Origin of the sequence: Micromonospora sp. MP36 (assembly GCF_008119785.1) — a bacterium.
Classification (GTDB): domain Bacteria; phylum Actinomycetota; class Actinomycetes; order Mycobacteriales; family Micromonosporaceae; genus Micromonospora.
On record NZ_VSFA01000133.1, the window covers coordinates 1 to 15632 of the forward strand.

Here is a 15632-nt window from a genome sequence, read left to right on the forward strand (position 1 = left end):
ATCTCGAACGCCGCCGGCATCGTCTCGATCAGCACGGTCGCGCGGATCGTGCCGTGGGCGATGCCGAGCCGCTGCTGGGCGAAGGTGAACACCTCGTTCCACAGCCGCGCCTCGAGATGGCTTTCCATCTTCGGCAGATAGAAGTACGGCCCGCTGCCGCGGCGCAGGAGTTCCGCGGCGTTGTGGAAGAAGTACAGGCCGAAGTCGACCAGGGCGCCCACGGCCGGTCGGCCGTCCACCAGCAGGTGGGGCTCGTCGAAGTGCCAGCCGCGCGGGCGCACCACGATCGTTGCGAGTCGGACGTCCTGGCGCAGCGTGTACTCCCGACCGTCCGCGGCGGTGAAGGCGATGGTCCGGCGCACCGCGTCGTGGAGGTTGGCCTGCCCGCCCACGACGTTGCCCCAGTGCGGAGTGTTCGCGTCCTCAAGGTCGGCCAGCCAGACGCGGGCGCCGGAGTTCAGGGCGTTGATGGTCATCTTGCGCTCTGTGGGGCCGGTGATCTCCACCCGGCGGTCCCGCAGGTCGTCGGGGGCCGGGGCGACCGACCACGCCACCTCGCGGACCTCCCGCGTCTCCGGCAGGAAGTCGAACCGGTGGCTGCGGGCCACCTCCGCCCGGCGCCGGCGGCGCAGGTCGAGCAGCTCGTCACGGCGGGCGCCGAACCGCTCCTGCAGTTCGGCGACGAAGGCCAGTGCCTCGGGGGTGAGAATCTCCTCGCCGCGCGGCACGGGGCCGCCGGTCACCTCGATCTCGGGCATCCGGATCACCTTCCTCTGTCTCCCCCGGCCCGTGCGGCCGGCATCGTCATCCCGGCAAGAGCGGACGCGGGGCGGTGACGCGTAGGCCGGCCCGCGCAGGTCGATCCGCCCTCATCATTCCTTCACCATAGCGGATACTAATTTCCGCTTTACGGAAGTCAAGCGCGGCGAGGCCTGACGCGGCGGGGGCTAAACTTCTGCGATGCGGAAATAGCGCGGGCGTGACCGCCATCCGTCCCGGCGGATCCGGGGAGAAGGAGGAGCCGAGTGACCGAGTCGAATCTGGGCGTGGCTGCCGACGGCACGCAGCCGAAAGGCCGGGTGCCCGGTGGGGTCCAGTCGCTGGAGCGGGCCTTCGAGCTGCTCGAGATCATGGCGGACGCCGGCGGCGTGATCGGGCTGTCCCGGCTCGCCCAGGAGTCCGGGCTCGCGCTACCCACCATCCACCGGCTGATCCGCACCCTGGTCGACCTCGGCTACGTCCGGCAGGAGCCGTCCCGGCAGTACTCCCTGGGCCCCCGGCTGATCCGGCTCGGGGACAGCGCGAGCCACCTGCTCGGCACCTGGTCGCGGCCGTACCTGTCCCGGCTCGTCGACGCCCTCGGGGAGAGCGCGAACCTCGCGATGCTCGACGGTGACCGGGTCGTGTACGTGGCGCAGGTCCAGTCCCGGCAGTCGATGCGGATGTTCACCGAGGTCGGACGACGCGCCTTCCTGCACTGCACGGCTGTGGGGAAGGCCCTGCTCGCCCATCTGCCGCCGGGCGACGTGCACGCGGTCCTGCAGCGCACCGGCATGCCGGCCCAGACCGAGCACACCATCACCGACCCGCGCCGGTTCGCCGAGGAGATCGACCGGGTACGGAGCCAGGGCTACGCCATGGACGACGGTGAGCAGGAGATCGGCGTACGGTGTGTTGCCGTACCGGTGCTCGGCACCTCGAACCGGCTCGCCGTCTCGGTCTCCGGGCCGGCGCCACGGATGACGCCCGACGTGATCGAGCGGGCCGTGCCCCTGCTCCGGCAGGCCGCCGAGGACCTGGCCGTCGAACTCAGCGTGCCCCGCGCCGCGGAGGCGGACCGCGTCGCCGGTTGACCACCCGGTCGTCAGCGCCGGGACGTCGCCGCGGCGTGCGCGCGGGCCCGTTCGGCGTACCCCGTGGCGTTGCGCACGATGCCGGCGCGTTCCTCGGCCGAGAGGTCGCGGCGCACCCGCGCGGGCAGACCCGCGACGAGCGACCCGGGCGGGACCACCGTGCCCTCCAGCACCACCGCACCGGCGGCCACCAGCGAGCCGGCGCCGATCCGTGCGCCGTTGAGGACGACGGCGCCCATGCCGATCAGGACTTCGTCCTCGATCGTGCAGCCGTGCAGCACGGCGCGGTGCCCGACGGAGACCCCGGCGCCAACGATCGCCGGGAAGCTTGGATCGGCGTGCACGACGCACCCGTCCTGGATGTTGCTGCCGGCGCCGATGCTGATCTCCTCGGTGTCGGCGCGCAGCACGCAGCCGTACCAAACGCTGGCCCCGGAGGCCAGCCGCACGGAGCCGACGATCGTGGCGCCCGGCGCCGCCCATGCCGTGGGGTGAATGTCCGGTGTGCGGTCGCCGAAGTCGACGACCAGCGGTTGGCTGCTCACGGTCGGGGTGCCTCCCGTCCTGCGGCCGCGTCGGGGCGGGATCGGCCGAGGCGGGCCAGCCAGGCCTCGGCCTCCGCGGAGCGACCGCCGAGCGAGTGGCCGAGTTCGCGGACGAAGGTGTGCTGCCCGTGGTCGGCGAGCAGGTCGAGGACCTCCTGCGGGTTCCCGCGCTCGACGGTCTCCAGGATCGCGCGGTGCCGTTCGACGATTCCCCACAGCCCTTCACCGGCCACCCTGGCCCGTTGGTTCATGCCCATGCACAGCCGCATCTGCAGGGACAGGGAACGGTAGGAGTCCTCGAGCCTGCGGTGCCCGGCCAGCCCCACCACGGCCAGGTGGAAGTCGAACGCACGATCCGTGACGGTCGCCGCGTCGCCGGCCGTGGCGGCTTCCTCCAGGTCACGTAGTGCCGACCGGCAGCGCTGGAAGCGCTCCGGCGCTCGCACGGGCACCCCGAGTTCGACGGCCATCCGTTCGAGCTGGTCGCGAAGGGTGAAGATCTCGTACACGTCGTGCAGGGTGATCGGCACGACGATCACGCCGCGCCGGGGCTGTTGCACGAGCAGGCCCTCCTGCTCCAGCACACGCAGCGCTTCACGCAACGGCGGGCGGGACACCCCCAGCTGGTGGGTGAGCTGGTTCTCCACCACGCGGTCACCGGGCTGCAACTCGCCAGTGAGGATCATCTTTCGCACCGCCTCGGCGGCGAGCAGTGACAGGCTCGGCGGAGGTGTGATCCGGTGGGCCGTCCCGTCCGGCGTCGTCGCGGTCGTCCTCTCCGCCATCCGAACTCCTCGTCGCCAACCCTTGTCTTCTGTAGACAACAGGGCACTCTACCGGTAGCTTTCGCATCCGAACACCTGCTGCTTCCACGTGAACAGCTACCGGCGCCGACGGAGGTGGATCGATGGCCGACCAACGCATGCCGCCCCTCACCGGAGTGACCGTGCTGGAACTCGGCTCGTTCATGGCCGCGCCGTTCGCCGCCATGCAACTCGCCGACCTCGGGGCGGAGGTCGTCAAGGTCGAGCACCCGGCCGGTGGGGACCCGGTACGCCAGACCGGTCCGTTCCTCGGGACCGAGAGCTCGCCCTTCGTCCGCATCAACCGCCACAAGCGCTCGGTCGCCCTCGACCTCAAGTCGCCGCAGGCGCGTCCGGCGTTCCTCCGGCTGGTCGAGCGGGCCGACGTCCTGGTGGAGAACCTCCGCCCCGGCGCCATGCGCCGGCTCGGTCTCGGCTACGCGGACCTGCGGGAGATCAACCCACGCCTGGTGTACGCCTCCGCATCCGGCTGGGGACAGGACGGACCGCTGGCGGACCTGCCGGGGTTGGACATCATGGCGCAGGCGCGCAGCGGCCTGATGAGCATCACCGGCCATCCCGGCGGTCCACCGGCGAAGGTGGGGGTGCCGATCTGCGACCTGGTCTGCGGCCTCTACCTGGCGCTCGCGGTCACCGCCGCGCTGCGCGAGCGGGACCGCTCCGGCGCGGGGCAGTACATCGACGTCTCGCTGTTCGAAGCCGGAGCGTCCTTCGCCGTCTGGGAGGCCGGGAAGTACTTCGCCACCGGCGAAGTGGGCGCTCCGCTGGGCTCCGCCCACCAGAGCAACGCCCCGTACCAGGCGGTGCACAGCAGCGACGGGTACGTGACGATCGGGGCCACCACGCCGCGCAACTGGCGGGCGTTCTGCGAGGCCCTCGGGCTGACCCGACTGCTCGACGACCCGCGCTATGCCGACGCGTTCTCCCGGCTGCAGAACCGCGCGGAGTTGATCGATACCATCGAGACGGTGACGAGCACGCTGAGCACGGCGGAGATCGTCGAACGGCTCAACACCGCCGGGGTGCCGTGCGCGCCGATCGCGGACTACGGCGAGGTGTTCACCGACGAACATCTCACCGCCCGCGACTTCTTCTGGGACGCCCCGCACCCGACCCTGGGCCCGGTACGGCAACTCGGCTCGCCGATGCGGCTGTCCGAGACCCCGGTGCAGCGCGCCGGCGCGGGACCCGTCCTCGGCGCCGACACCCGGGAGGTGCTGCTCGCCGTCGGGTACAGCGCCGCGGAGATCGACCACCTCGTCGCCTCCGGCGCCGCCCGGACCGAGGACCTCGACGGCACGCCCGCCAGCCCCGCCGCGACCACGACGCCCAGGAGGTAGCCCGTGTCCTCGTCGCCCGGATCCCACTCCGAGCTGCTCGTGCAACGGCAGGGCCCGGCCCTCACCGTGACCTTCAACCGCCCCGCCCAGCGCAACGCGATGACGTGGGCGATGTACGACGGCCTGTACCAGGCGTGTGAACGCGCCGACGCGGACGACGACGTGCGGGTGCTCGTCCTGCGCGGGGCCGGCGAGGAGGCCTTCGTCGCCGGCACCGACATCAGGCAGTTCGCCGACTTCACCGGCGGGGACGACGGGGTCGAGTACGAGAAGAAGATCACCCGGGTGCTGGACCGGCTGGAGGGCGTCAACGTGCCCACGGTCGCGGCCGTCCGCGGCTGGTGCGTCGGCGCGGGCCTGGCCATCGCCGCCGTGTGCGACCTGCGACTGGCGGCACCGGACGCCCGGTTCGGCGTACCCATCGCCCGGACCCTGGGAAACTGCCTGTCGATGCCCACCTACGCGCTGCTGCTGCACCACCTCGGCCCGGCCCGGACCCTGGATCTGCTGCTCAACGCGACGTTCTACTCCGGTCGGGAGGCGCACGCGGCGGGCTTCGTGGCCGAGTCCACCGAGGACCTCGACGGGTCTGTCACCCGGACCGTCGACCGCCTCGCCCGGCATGCCCCGCTGACCATGTGGGCGACGAAGGAGGCGATCCGACGGCTGCGCCGGGGCACCGCCGACGGTGACGACATCGTCGCCCGGGTGTACGGCAGCGACGACTTCCGCGCCGCCGTCCACGCCTTCACCAGCAGGCAGCCGATGACCTGGACCGGACGGTGACCACGATGCGACGAGGAAGCGGAGACCTGCTGCTGCCGGCCCTGTCCGGGGCGTTCGGTGACGACGCCGACGCGATCCGGGTCGCCGACCAGCGGGCGTCCCGGGAGGAACTGCTGTCCGCCGCGACGGCTCTCGCCGATCGCATCGCCGGCAGCGACGCGGTGGCGGTCTGGGCGACGGCCAGCATGGAAACCGTGGTCGCCGTGGTCGCCGGCCTGCTCGCCGGGGTCCCGGTCGTACCGGTGCCGCCGGATTCCGGTCCCGCCGAGCGGGACCACGTGCTGCGCGACTCCGCCGCCTCGCTACTGCTCGTCCCGCCCACCGCTGCGGACATCCCGGCACTGGCCGATGTGCCGGTCCCCGTCGCCGCGGTCGACCTGACGGCCCGCTCGTCCACCAGCTATGCCGAACCGGCGCCGGAGAGCACCGCGCTGATCCTCTACACCTCCGGCACGACGGGAGCACCGAAGGGAGCGCTGATCCCCCGACAGGCGATCGCCGCCGACCTGGACGCCCTCGCTGACGCCTGGTCGTGGACACCCGACGACCTGCTGGTGCACGGTCTCCCCCTGTTCCATGTGCACGGCCTCGTGCTGGGCGTGCTGGGCGCGCTGCGGCTCGGGTCCCGGCTGGCCCACACCGGCCGCCCCAAGCCGGACGCGTACGCCGCCGCCGGCGGCAGCCTGTACTTCGGCGTGCCGACCGTATGGTCGCGGGTCTGCGCCGATCCCTCCGCCGCTCGCGCGCTGTCCTCGGCCCGGCTGCTGGTCTCCGGCAGCGCACCGCTGCCCCTGCCCGTCTTCGCGCAACTCGCCGAGCTCACCGGTCAGCCGCCCGTGGAGCGCTACGGGATGACCGAGACGCTGATCACCATCAGCGGCCGCGCGGACGGCGAGCGTCGCCCCGGGTTCGTCGGCACCCCACTCGCCGGAGTGGACAGCAGGCTGGTCGGCGAGGACGGCAGCCCGATCGCGCCCGACGGCGAGTCCCCGGGCGAGCTCCAGATCCGCGGGCCGATGACGTTCAGCGGATACCTCAACCGGCCGGAGGCCAACCGGGAGTCATTCACCTCCGACGGCTGGTTCCGCACCGGGGACATCGCCACCATCGACGCCGACGGATGGCACCGGATCATCGGCCGCGCCTCCATCGACATGATCAAAAGCGGCGGCTACCGGATCGGCGCCGGCGAGGTGGAGAACGCCCTGCTCGCCCACCCCGCGGTGCGCGAAGCCGCGGTGGTCGGCGCGCCGCACCCCGACCTCGGGCAGCAGGTCGTGGCCTACGTGGTCGCCGACGCGGCGACCGAGGCGCAGCTCATCGAGTTCGTGGCCGGCCGGATCTCCGCACACAAACGCCCCCGGCGGATCCACCTGGTCGACCAGTTGCCCCGCAACGCGATGGGCAAGGTGCAGAAGAAGCTGCTCCCCGGCGGGTGATCTACCGCGCCACCACGGAGATGTGGGCCCACGTCTGGGTGAAGCAGAGCTCGCCGTCCACCATCAGCGGGCGCAGGCCGGACGGGGCGTCACCGGCCAGCTCCCGGCCCAGCTCCTCCTCGATCTGACGGGCGGCGTCGCCGGGCGTACGGGCCTGTTCGAGCCAGGGGCGAAGCGGACGCTGCACGTCGAAGACGTCGGCCGTCTCCAGTACGGCCCCGGCCGAGGTGAGCAGCCCGACGATCGCCTCGACAGCGAGTATCGTGCCGTGCGACGGGTCCCGCAGCCGCTCCATCCGGTCCGGGTCGCCGGGCAGCTCCGGCCTGACCACCATGTCGGCGACCACGACCCGCCCGCCGGTGCGGCACACCCGGACCATCTCGGCCGCGACCTTCTCCGGCTCGGCCACGTGGTGCAGCGAGAACCGGGAGATCACCAGCGAGAACGAGCCGTTGAGGAAGGGCAACCGGGCCGCGTCGCCGCGCTGGAACACCACGTTGGACACGCCTTCGCCGTCGGCCTGCGCCTTGCCGGTGGCCAGCATCTGGGGAGTGGTGTCGAGCGCGGTCACGTGCCGGGTGCGCACCGCGAGCGCGCGGGCCACCAGCCCGGTGCCACAGGCGACGTCCAGGCAGACGTCCTGAGGGCCTGGCTGCGCGAAGTCGACGAGGCGCCGGAGATGCCGGGTGAAGGCGGCGTTGAGCCGCGGGTCCTCAAAGGTGCGAGCCTGCCGGGCGAACTGCCGCAGGATCAGGCCATGGCGGGTCACGTCGTTCTCGGTCGACCGCATCGCAGACGCTTCCTTGTCAGCCGGGACCAAACCGGAGACATCAACGGTACGGGTGTTCAGCGGCCCGATCCACCCTCTGCTCTCACGGAAGGCGGAAGCAGCGGTCGAGGTTCGGCCGCGCGTGACGCGCTCCTTGCCGTCAAGGATTGAATGGTGGTTCAATCCTTGCGTGGCCTACCGGAGCACGGAGCGGGTGAAGGCTCGGCTGAACGCCTCCCGCCAGCGGATCATCGCCGCGGCGCTGGGCATCATGGCCGAGGACGGGTATGCCGGCTGCTCGGTCGCCGCCGTCGCCGAGCAAGCCGGCCTGGCGACCGGCAGCGTCTACCGCCACTTCCCGACCAAGGCCGACCTGTTCGCCGAGGTGTTCCGGACGGCCTCGCAGCGCGAGGTCGACGCGGTCGCGCGGGCCGCGGCGCTGGAGACCACGGCCGCCGAGCAACTGGCCGCCGTCGTCGAGACGTTCGCCGGGCGGGCGCTGCAGGCCCCGCGATTGGCGTACGCCCTGCTCGCCGAGCCGGTCGACCCGGCGGTCGACGCCGAGCGGCTCGTCTTCCGCCGCGCGTACGCCGAACTGATCGCCGGCCACGTCGCGGAGGGGGTGGCGAGCGGTGAGCTGCCCCCGCAGGATCCCGACCTGACCGCGACCGCGCTGGTCGGCGCCCTGGCCGAGGCCATGGTCGGTCCGCTGGCCGCCGGGGTCGCCGGCCCGGACACCATCCCCGCCCTGATCGCCTTCATCCATCGCGCGCTGGGAGTATCGCCGTGACGACCCACGAGGTGTTCAACCAGGTTCCCCCGCTCGCCGGTTACGACGCGGCGGACGACCCGGCACTGCTCGACGGGCTCGAGCGGGAGGGCGCCGGCTGGGCCGCCGCCGAGCTGCACGAGCTCGGCCGGTTGGGCGGCAGCGAGCAGGCCATCGAGTACGGGCGGCTGGCCAACGAGCACCCGCCGATCCTGCGCACCCACGACCGCTACGGTCATCGGATCGACGAGGTGGAGTTCCACCCGGCCTGGCACGAGCTGATGCGCACCGCGGTGGCGCACGGCCTGCACGCCGCGCCGTGGGCGGACGACCGACCGGGCGCACACGTGGCCCGGGCCGCCCGGTTCTACACGTGGCGTCCCGACGCCGGCCACGGCTGCCCGATCTCGATGACCTACGCGGCGGTGCCGGCGTTGCGGCACAACCCGGAGCTGGCGGCGCAGTACGAGCCGCTGCTCGCCGCCACGACGTACGACTTCGGGCTGCGCGCGCCGCTGACGAAGCAGGGGCTGCTGGCGGGCATGTCGATGACGGAGAAGCAGGGCGGCTCGGACGTGCGCGCCAACACCACCACCGCCCGCCCCGAGCCGGACGGCACCTACCGGCTCGTCGGGCACAAGTGGTTCACCTCGGCGCCGATGTGCGACCTCTTCCTCACCCTCGCCCAGGCGCCGGGCGGGTTGACCTGCTTCCTGGTCCCGCGCGTCCTACCCGACGGCACCCGCAACCCGATGCGGCTGATGCGGCTCAAGGACAAGCTCGGCAACCGGTCCAACGCGTCGGCGGAGGTCGAGTACGAGCACGCGGTCGCCTGGCGCGTCGGCGACGAGGGACGCGGTGTGCGCACCATCATCGACATGGTCAACCTGACCCGACTCGACTGTGTGATCGGCGCGGCGGCCGGCATGCGCCAGGGCGTGATCACCGCCGCGCACCACGTCACCCACCGGCAGGTCTTCGGCCGGTACCTCGTCGACCAGCCACTGATGCGCAACGTGCTCGCGGACCTCGCGGTGGAGTCCGAGGCCGCCACCGTCCTCATGATGCGCCTCGCCGGAGCCACCGACCGGTCCGCCCGGGGCAACGCCGGCGAGACGGCGTTCAAGCGCCTCGCCCTCGCGGTCGGCAAGTACTGGGTCTGCAAGCGCTGGCCGGCACACGCCGCCGAGGCCCTCGAATGCCTGGGCGGCAACGGCTACGTCGAGGAGTCGGGCATGCCGCGGCTGTTCCGCGAGTCGCCACTGAACTCGATCTGGGAGGGCTCCGGCAACGTCGCCGCGTTGGACGTCCTGCGCGCCCTCGCCAAGGAACCCCAGGTCGTGGAGGCGTTCCAGGCCGAGGTGGGCGACGCCGTCGGCGCCGACGCGCGGCTCGACGCCGCGGTCCGCCAGGTGCGGGCCGACCTGTCCGACCTCGACGACCTCGAACTGCGGGCCCGGCGCGTCGTCGAGCGGCTCGCCCTGGTCCTGCAGGGTTCGCTGCTGGTGCGACACGGCCACCCCGCCGTCGCCGACGCCTTCTGCGCGTCCCGGCTCGGCGGCGACCACGGCCAGGCGTACGGCACCCTGCCGGCCGGCGTCGACTTCACCGCGATCATCGCCCGCGCCGTACCGAAGGTGGGCTGACCGACAGCGCCGGGGCCGCCCCAAGCGGTCAGGCGCGCGTGGATGACCACCCGTCGGCGACCAGGCGTGCGGCATCACTGCCCTCGCCGTGGAAGAGCACACCGTCCCGGTCCGCCGCGGCGATCCGGTCGACGTAGACGCCACGGCCCTGGCTGGAGGCGTCGGTGGTGCTGCTCCAGCGCAGGTGGGTCGCCTGGTCAGGCAGCTCCACCGAGACCTGCCACCAGACCCGGCCGCCGTAGCCGGTGACGGTGCCGTCGCTGGTCCACCGCCGGTCACCCGCGCGCAGCAGCATCCGTCCCGGCGACCAGGTCCGCCCTCCGTCTGTGGAAACCTCGAACCGGGCGCTGTCGTAGCGCGGCTCGGTGTCGTACCAGAGCAGGAAGCTCGCGGTGCCACCCTGCGCGGCGCGGCGCAGCGGGGCGGTGAGGGTGACTGTCGCAAGGTCGCGGGGGTCGGCTCGCCAGGCCGCGCGCGACCGGGGCCGCACCGGGATCGCCTCGGCGAGGTCGCGCGCGACCGCGCGCCGGGCGACGTTGTTGCTGCCCCAGCCACGATCGGGGTGCACCCGGTTGCTGAGCAGGATGACGAACGAGTGGGAAAGCGGGTCGATCACCAGGGAGGTGCCGGTGAAGCCGGTGTGCCCGAACGCCACCGGAGAGGAGAGCCCCATCATGTACCAGTGCTTGTTGAGCTCGAAGCCAAGCCCTCGATCGCTCTCCGGATAGGCCTGCTCCAGCAGCGAGTTGTAGTTGACCAGCATTGTTCGCACCGTGTCGGCCCGCAGGACCCTCCGGCCGCGATACTCGCCGCCGTTGAGCAGTGACTGGCAGAGCACGGCCAGGTCGGCGGCGGTGGAGAAGATCCCCGCGTGCCCGGCCACGCCACCGAGCGACCACGCGTTCTCGTCGTGCACCTCACCCCAGACCATCCCGCGCCCGGCGTACGGCTGATATTCGGTCGCGGCGATCCGTGACCGCAGCTCCGGCCCCGGGTTGTAGCCGGTGTCGACCATCCCCAGCGGTGCGGTGACACCCTCGCGGACCAGGTCGGCCAACGGCCGGCCGGTCACCCGTTCCACCAGGACGCCCAGAGCGATCAGCCCGAGGTCGGAGTACACGTACTGGGCCCCGGGCGTGGCCCCGGCCGCGAGCGGCGTGGCGAGGGCGGCGGCGAACCGCTCGGCCGGCGTCGGGTAGCGGCTCCACAGTGGCGTGAAGGCGGGCAGCCCGGAGGTGTGGGTGAGCAGCATCCGTACGGTGACCGACGACTTGCCGCCCGCCGCGAACTCGGGGACGTACCGGGCGACCGGCGCGTCCAGGTCCACCAGCCCCCGCTCGACCTGCTGCATGACGACGATCGTCGTGAACAGCTTCGACACCGACGCCAGGTCGAAGATGGTGTCAGGCCGCATCGGGAGTTGCTGGTCGTCGGGAAGCTCCACTGCGGCTAATGCGGGCGGCGGCCCAACGGCGGAGTAGCGCACCGCCGTCCCCACCGCGGCGTGCTGCACGACCACGCCGTCCTTGGCGGCCAGGACCACGGCACCCGCGAACGCGGGATGACCTGGGTGGTCCTGGGTCGGCTCGAGGTAGGCCGCCAGGTCGGCGGGCATCCGGTCCACGTGCTCGGGGAGCAACCCGACCTCGCTGGCGCTGCCAGCCCGCAGCGTGTCGTCGCGGAACTGGATATCGGCGGGAGTGACGGCTGGCAGCGCGGACCCGGCCGGGGGCCGCTCGGCGGCGGCCGTCCGGGTGGCCGGGAGCGCCGCGCCCAGCATCGCCGCGGCCAGGCCGAGCGCGACGGTTCGCCGTGGCCGTTTGGCCGCCGAGACGGTGCGGAGAATCCCCGGCATGGTCCCTCCTACCAGGTCAGGCCGTGGCCGTAGGGGTAGAGAACCGCCCCGTCGGCCGTGGGGATTGTGACGGGCAGCCGTCCGCGGGGGGACAGCTCGCCGTGCAGCGCGCGGACGAGCGCGTCCATCGCCGCCCGGGTGTACGAGTAGGACACCAGGTAGGTGGATACGCCTGGCAGGTACGCGATGTCGTACGGGTCCCGGACCGCTACCACGACCACGGGCTTGCCGGTCGCCAGTAGCGCCGCGACGAGCCGCCGCTGACTGGCCCGAGGGTCGGTGACTTCGATGTCCCATGCCTTGTTCACCAGCACGACGGTGAGGTCGTGGCCGGCCGCCGCGGCGGCGGCCGCGGCGATCGCCTGGTCAGACGGCAGGGTCGCGGGCAGGGCGGTGGCGCGGGCACCGCGGGCGGTGAAGCCGTCGGCGACCGCCGCGACCGGCGCGAAGGCGGCGCTGTTCCAACCGGTGACCAGCACCGACCGGTCCGCGCGGGCAAGCGGCAGCAGCCCGGCGTCGTTGCGGATCGCGGTGAGGGTCGGGTCGGTGACCCGGGTGACGGCGGCCAGGTGCTGGGGCGCCCCGACCGTGCGTACCGCCGCCTCGACGTCGACCAGCGGCGATCGGGCCAGGCCCTGCCGGTACTTCATGGCCAGGACCCGCCGGACCGACTCGTCGATGCGCCCTTCGGTCAGCTCGCCGGTGGCCACGGCCCGCAGCACCGCGTTTCGCGCCAGCCGAAGGTCCGGCGGCATCAGCAGCTGGTCGGCCCCGGCCTTCAACGCCAGCACGGGCACCCGCTCGTCGCCGTACTTCTTGCGTACGGCCGCCATGTTGAGCGCGTCGGTGACGATGACGCCCTGGAAGCCGAGCTCCCCGCGGAGTACGCCGGTGAGGATCCGCGGCGAGAGGGTCGCGGGATCGCCCGACGGGTCGAGCGCGGGCACCACGATGTGCGCGGTCATGATCGATTCGACCCCCGCGCTGATCGCCGACCGGAACGGCGGAGCGTCGATCTGCTCCCACTCCTGGCGGGTGTGGTTGATCACCGGCAGGTCGGTGTGGCTGTCGTTGTCCGTGTCGCCGTGGCCGGGGAAGTGCTTCGCCACCGCCGTCACGCCGGCGCCGTCCTGGAACCCGCTGACCTGAGCGGCGGTCAGCTCGGCCACCAGGGCCGGGTCGGCGCCGAAGGACCGGACGCCGATCACCGGGTTGGCCGGGTCGACGTTGACGTCGGCGATCGGCGCGTACGGCTGGTGGATGCCGACGGCGCGCAGCTCGCGTCCGGTGATCTCCGCCGCCGTCTGTGCCAACTGGGGTGACCGGCCGGCCCCCAGGGCCATCGAGCCGGGGAACTGGGCGGCGGGCGCGGGCATCCGCAGCACCACGCCCTGCTCCTGATCGGTGGAGATCAGCAGGGGTACCCGGTCCTTGCCGCCGTCGCCGAGGGCGGCTCGCTGCAGGCCGTTGGAGAGGGTGGCGATCTGGCGGGGGCTGTCCAGGTTGTGTGACCAGGAGAAGTAGCAGACGGTACCGAGGTGGAATTCCTCGATGACCTCGGCCGGCGTCTCGACGCCGAACGCTGCCCGGTTGGCCGCACGGTCCGCGGCTGTGGGCTCGGTGGCGTCACCGCCGTAGACGTAGGTGGCGAAGAGCTGGCCGACCTTCTCCTCCAGGCTCATGTGCCGCAACGTCGAGGTGACCCAGCCATGCTCGGCGGCCGGCGGAGATACGGCGGTGGTGGCGTGGGCGGGCAGCGGCGCGAGGCTGGCCAACAGGGCGGCCGCGGTGACGAGTCGGGTCTTCATAGACGACGACCTCTCAGTCCGGATGGCCGAAACTTAGCTACATATCGATGAATCGTCAAGAAGGTTAGCTACAAAGAAGATGACGCCCCCGACGGCGAGTCGGCGCGCGAGGAGCGATCCGGACGCCAACCCACGGGGCGAAGTCCGCCGGCCACCGGCCCCCGCTGTCAAAACTCATCGATTTCTCTTTCCTGCACGGACACCCACGAGGCGCCTGGGACTGCGATACTCCATCGTGATGCGTCAATCCTGCACCCCGGGGCACACCATGCTCGTATGAAACGATGGCGGCCGACGTTGGCGGCCCTCGCCCCTCACGGCCCGGACTGGTGCCTCGGCGCCGAGGCACCGGTCAGCCGGCGGCCGGGGCAAGGCGGTCCCGGTCACCGAGCAGGTAGGTAACCGTCCTGTAGGCCAGCCGCCACGGCAGCTGGATCATGCTCGTCACGCTACCGGCCGGTGGCTCATGTCGGCGAGCAGGGATTCCACGACCACCTCCTCGAGCAGTGCGACGCCATGTGCGCGGACAGCCTCAGCCAACTGTGGATCCCACGGCGTGTTGTCGACTCGGCCTACCACTGGTCCGGCGGCCGGAACGGCTTGCACATAGTCGTCAGCGTGAAGAAGCCACGGTTGCGCGCCCGTCTTGCTCATCACGTGGGCGGCGATCCGCAGGCCGTCCCCGTCGAAGTCGCCGTGATACCGCAGGTGTACCCCAGCTGCGGCGATGTCGCGTAGCAGCATGATCGCGGCTGTGCTCGGCCAGCCGGCGGTGCAGACCAGGGGCGGGCAGGCGACGCCGAAGCGACGGAGGGCAGCCGCCACGACCGCCGGGTTCTCGACGATGAAGACCGGTCCGTGTAGCTGACTGATGGGATGGTGGCGGAGCTGGGCAAGAGTTACCAGGGCTGCTTGGCCAGCGTCGGCCCAGTTCCGTAGGCCCTCCGCGAGTGGACCGTCGTCGCCGGGCCGCAGCCCGGCGACCAGGACGCTGGTCGACAGTTCGTCGCACGCGACGCCAGAGCGTTCCCACAGCTGTCGGCGGCCTTCTGCCTCGGTGGGTGGGTCCTCGTCGTGCAGAGCCGCCAAGGCCCGCAGGATCAGTTTGCCGAGCCGGCTGTCGTCGTCAAGCGCGTGCGAGTCGCTGGTGAATCGGGCGGCCAGCACCGCAAGCGGCTCTCCGGCCGCCGGCAGTGCCGCGAGGATCTCGAATGCCTGCCCAAGCAGGAGTCGGGCGGCGGACACGTCGCCGGCGGCAAGGCCGCTCGTGCGGACGCGGTCGAGCCAGGTGAGCAGGGCCGGTTCTGCAACGACGACGGGGTGTTGACGTGCCCACTGCCACAGGTCGGCCCGCTCGGTGGCACGTTGACGGCGCTGGCCGGCCCGGCTTGTGATCGGGCCGCCGATCGCCTCCACCACGCCCCTGGTATCCAATCCGGTGGCGGCACACAGAAGCGCGTCGAGCGTGCGAAGTCTGACGGTCACGTCCGGGTCGGGGGTCTGGGCGAGGCCGAGGAGGTCTGCCAGTGCGGCCCGCGCATCCGGTTGCAGGTCGTGCAGCCGTATCCGGTTGACCGGGCCATCGCTGGCTTCGAACCGGCGCCGCGCCTCGGCCCACAGTGGCGCGAGTTCCGGGCGGTCGAATCGGGCGGCGCTCATCGATCGTCGGCCAGGATGTCGTGGCCGGTCCAGACGAAACGGGCGGTGGTGACGGCGTCGTCGCCGTCTTCCGTGCCGGCGATCAGCTGGTGGATGGCGATGCCGTCGACCTCGGCGTAGGTGCACCATTCCTGGTCGGAGGTGAGAAGCAGGTCGAGGTCGAGAGCTTTCAGCACGCCCATCAGCTGTCCGCGGTTGGTCTGGTCGACGCCGACGAAGACCTCGTCGAGGAGGATGAGCCGGGGCGCGGACGGTGCGGCGCGGTAGTGGGCTCCGGCTGCGGCGAACAGGGGCAGGTGCAGCACAATCGCTTTCTCGCCGCCGGACTTGGCACCATGT

Annotated in this window: 13 protein-coding genes and 1 pseudogene; 6 read left to right on the forward strand and 8 right to left on the reverse strand. The window is 72.1% G+C overall.

Annotated features, from left to right (window positions below; translation table 11 throughout):
- Nucleotides 1-758: pseudogene (locus FXF52_RS36785) on the reverse strand (malate synthase A); the annotation flags it as partial.
- A gap of 267 nt (nt 759-1025) precedes the next feature.
- On the opposite strand from FXF52_RS36785, the gene FXF52_RS36790 reads away from it, so the two are divergent.
- Nucleotides 1026-1853 (forward strand): IclR family transcriptional regulator, encoded by an 828-nt coding sequence (locus FXF52_RS36790; RefSeq protein WP_148804292.1) that lies wholly within the window; start codon nt 1026-1028, stop codon nt 1851-1853.
- An 11-nt stretch (nt 1854-1864) separates the two neighbouring features.
- Here the strand turns inward: FXF52_RS36790 and FXF52_RS36795 are convergent, their stop codons facing one another.
- Nucleotides 1865-2398 carry a gamma carbonic anhydrase family protein gene (locus FXF52_RS36795; protein WP_148804293.1) on the reverse strand — a complete coding sequence of 178 codons (534 nt, stop codon included), beginning with the start codon at nt 2396-2398 and terminating at the stop codon, nt 1865-1867.
- A complete protein-coding gene (locus FXF52_RS36800; protein ID WP_148804294.1) occupies nt 2395-3183 on the reverse strand; it encodes a GntR family transcriptional regulator in 789 nt (262 codons plus the stop codon). The genes FXF52_RS36795 and FXF52_RS36800 overlap by 4 nt, the downstream gene beginning before the upstream one ends.
- A 122-nt stretch (nt 3184-3305) precedes the next feature.
- Here FXF52_RS36800 and FXF52_RS36805 point away from each other — a divergent pair, with 122 nt between their 5' ends.
- From FXF52_RS36805 to FXF52_RS36815, 3 genes are read left to right on the forward strand one after another with little or no spacing between them, the layout of a single operon-like run.
- Entirely contained in the window at nt 3306-4562 is a 1257-nt protein-coding gene (locus FXF52_RS36805; RefSeq protein ID WP_148804295.1) for a CaiB/BaiF CoA-transferase family protein, read from the forward strand.
- 3 nt (nt 4563-4565) lie between these two features.
- On the forward strand, nt 4566-5348 hold the full coding sequence (locus tag FXF52_RS36810; RefSeq protein WP_148804296.1) for an enoyl-CoA hydratase/isomerase family protein: 783 nt from the start codon (nt 4566-4568) through the stop codon (nt 5346-5348).
- A 5-nt stretch (nt 5349-5353) separates the two neighbouring features.
- Nucleotides 5354-6787, forward strand: coding sequence for an acyl-CoA synthetase (locus FXF52_RS36815; protein ID WP_148804297.1), 1434 nt, complete (start codon nt 5354-5356; stop codon nt 6785-6787).
- Nucleotide 6788: 1 nt separating this feature from the next.
- On the opposite strand, the gene FXF52_RS36820 is transcribed toward FXF52_RS36815, so the two are convergent.
- Nucleotides 6789-7577: a class I SAM-dependent methyltransferase gene (locus FXF52_RS36820; RefSeq protein ID WP_148804298.1), complete on the reverse strand. Its 789-nt coding sequence runs from the start codon at nt 7575-7577 to the stop codon at nt 6789-6791.
- Nucleotides 7578-7746: 169 nt separating this feature from the next.
- On the opposite strand from FXF52_RS36820, the gene FXF52_RS36825 reads away from it, so the two are divergent.
- Nucleotides 7747-8346 (forward strand): TetR/AcrR family transcriptional regulator, encoded by a 600-nt coding sequence (locus FXF52_RS36825; RefSeq protein ID WP_148804299.1) that lies wholly within the window; start codon nt 7747-7749, stop codon nt 8344-8346.
- Complete coding sequence (locus tag FXF52_RS36830) at nt 8343-9971, forward strand: isovaleryl-CoA dehydrogenase (RefSeq protein WP_148804300.1); 1629 nt, start codon at nt 8343-8345, stop codon at nt 9969-9971. The genes FXF52_RS36825 and FXF52_RS36830 overlap by 4 nt, the downstream gene beginning before the upstream one ends.
- A gap of 28 nt (nt 9972-9999) precedes the next feature.
- On the opposite strand, the gene FXF52_RS36835 is transcribed toward FXF52_RS36830, so the two are convergent.
- The 4 genes from FXF52_RS36835 to FXF52_RS36850 all read right to left on the reverse strand — a co-directional run.
- Nucleotides 10000-11826 (reverse strand): serine hydrolase domain-containing protein, encoded by a 1827-nt coding sequence (locus FXF52_RS36835; protein WP_148804301.1) that lies wholly within the window; start codon nt 11824-11826, stop codon nt 10000-10002.
- 8 nt (nt 11827-11834) lie between these two features.
- Entirely contained in the window at nt 11835-13634 is a 1800-nt protein-coding gene (locus tag FXF52_RS36840) for a glycoside hydrolase family 3 protein (RefSeq protein ID WP_148804302.1), read from the reverse strand.
- A 444-nt stretch (nt 13635-14078) separates the two neighbouring features.
- Complete coding sequence (locus FXF52_RS36845) at nt 14079-15293, reverse strand: TIGR02679 family protein (protein ID WP_148804303.1); 1215 nt, start codon at nt 15291-15293, stop codon at nt 14079-14081.
- The coding region (locus FXF52_RS36850) for an SbcC/MukB-like Walker B domain-containing protein (RefSeq protein ID WP_148804304.1) at nt 15290-15632 on the reverse strand (343 nt) is incomplete at its 5' end. The genes FXF52_RS36850 and FXF52_RS36845, both read right to left, overlap by 4 nt.